Below are 1,774 nucleotides of genomic sequence, written 5' to 3'. Positions count from 1 at the left end.
TCCTTCCATTTCATAGCGACGTCCTAAAAGCTTGTATTTGTTTTCTCCAAACTGGTGAAATGGGAGAAGTTGTACTTCATCGATGTTAAGAGAATTAAAAAGAGAAGCAAATTCTTCAGCATCATTTAAAGAGTCATTGAAATTAGGAATGACTGGAATACGTAAAACGATTGTTTTGTTTTGAGCAAAGGCATAATGAATATTTTTAATAATCAGATGATTGTTGACTCCGACAACCTTCTTATGTTTAAGTGTATTGTAATGTTTAAGGTCTGTATAAATAAAATCAACATACTGAATGAGATCGACAAATTTCTCATGTTCAACAAAAGCTGTCGTTTCGATTGCAGTATGAAGTCCAACTTCTTTCGCAGCTTTTAAGATTGCTTTGGCAAATTCAAATTGAGCGAAGATTTCTCCACCAGACAGGGTAAGGCCACCACCAGATTCTTCGTAGAAGTCAACGTCTTTTAAGACATCATCTATGATTTCTGTAACTGTTTTTTCTTCTCCTGTGATGGTTTCCTTTTTAGTAACAGCATCCAACATTTTTTCAGGATTTGCACGCTGGGATTCAGGATTGGAGCACCATGGACAACGTAGGGGACATCCTTTTAGAAATACAGTAGTTCGGATTCCAGGGCCATCATGGATACTAAAGTGTTGGATATTAAAGATTATGCCACGATTTTGTTCCATATTTTTGCTCTCCTATCAATCTAGTAAGTCCATTATACATTATTTAAGAAACTAATTCAATTACGAACGAAAGTTTATTTTGTTTTGAATTCACTCGAAAATTTGCTAAAATAGAGAAGAGGTAAAAACAATGCAACGTTTAGATGAAATATTGAAATTAGTATCGGAATTTGAAAAGATTGATGTTAATAGCTTGTCTGAGAAATTACAAGTCTCTAAAGTGACCATTCGAAAGGATTTGGACAAGCTAGAATCCAAAGGATTATTGCATAGAGAACACGGCTATGCTGTTTTAAATAGTGGAGATGATATCAATGTTCGATTGTCCTTTCAATATGATACCAAGAAAAGAATAGCCAGGGAAGCTGCTAAATTAATTAAGGATAACGACACGGTTTTGATTGAATCGGGCTCTACGTGTGCCTTGCTAGCAGAAGAAATTTGCCAAACAAAAAAGAATGTCAAGATTGTGACAAATTCTTACTTTATTGCAGATTATATTCAGGAATATGATTCTTGTAAAATCATCTTACTTGGTGGTGAATTTCAAAAAGAATCGAGAGTGACTGTAGGTCCGCTTTTGAAAGAATTAATCCGATCGTTTAGAGTTCCCTTTGCTTTTGTAGGGGTTGACGGATATGATGATGAACTTGGCTTTACTGGGAAAGATATGATGAGAAGTGAAGTTGTTCAAGCTATGTCCGATGTTTCTAAAGAAGTGATTGTCTTAACAGATTCAAGTAAATTTGGGAAATGTGGAACTGTCAGACGATTTGCACTTTCACAAGTTTCGAGAGTCATAACAGATAAGAATATATCTCAAGAAGCGAAAGAAAAACTTGAGGATTCGCAAACGATTTTAACCTTAGTATAAGAAGGAGAAGCCAATTGAAAGATGAACGGAAAAAGTTACTTGCTAAATTAGCCTATCTATACTATGTTGAAGACAAAAGTCAATCGCAAATCGCAGCAGAAACTGGAATCTACCGTACAACTGTCAGCAGAATGCTAGCAGAGGCCAAGAAAGAGGGCGTAGTAAAAATTGAAATCGAAAACTTTGATACTCGCCTCTTCC

At 35.5% G+C, this 1,774-nt stretch carries 3 protein-coding genes; 2 read left to right on the top strand and 1 reads right to left on the bottom strand.

Going from position 1 to position 1,774, the window contains the following annotated elements:
* Positions 1-699 (bottom strand): glycyl-radical enzyme activating protein (locus RCH62_RS07215; protein ID WP_306474918.1); only part of this gene is annotated, 699 nt, incomplete at its 3' end.
* 130 nt (positions 700-829) lie between these two features.
* Here RCH62_RS07215 and RCH62_RS07210 point away from each other — a divergent pair.
* Together RCH62_RS07210 and RCH62_RS07205 are read left to right on the top strand one after the other, a co-directional pair.
* Positions 830-1,573: a DeoR/GlpR family DNA-binding transcription regulator gene (locus RCH62_RS07210; protein ID WP_048717589.1), complete on the top strand. Its 744-nt coding sequence runs from the start codon at positions 830-832 to the stop codon at positions 1,571-1,573.
* 14 nt (positions 1,574-1,587) lie between these two features.
* The coding region (locus tag RCH62_RS07205) for a MarR family transcriptional regulator (protein ID WP_306474917.1) at positions 1,588-1,774 on the top strand (187 nt) is incomplete at its 3' end.

Origin of the sequence: Streptococcus sp. (assembly GCF_030825805.1) — a bacterium.
GTDB lineage: Bacteria > Bacillota > Bacilli > Lactobacillales > Streptococcaceae > Streptococcus.
This window is presented reverse-complemented; position numbering and strand designations above follow the sequence as displayed.

Excerpts from the sequence above, each read along its gene's own strand:
- RCH62_RS07210 (WP_048717589.1), top strand. The coding sequence starts at position 830 with ATGCAACGTTTAGATGAAATATTGAAATTAGTATCGGAATTTGAAAAG.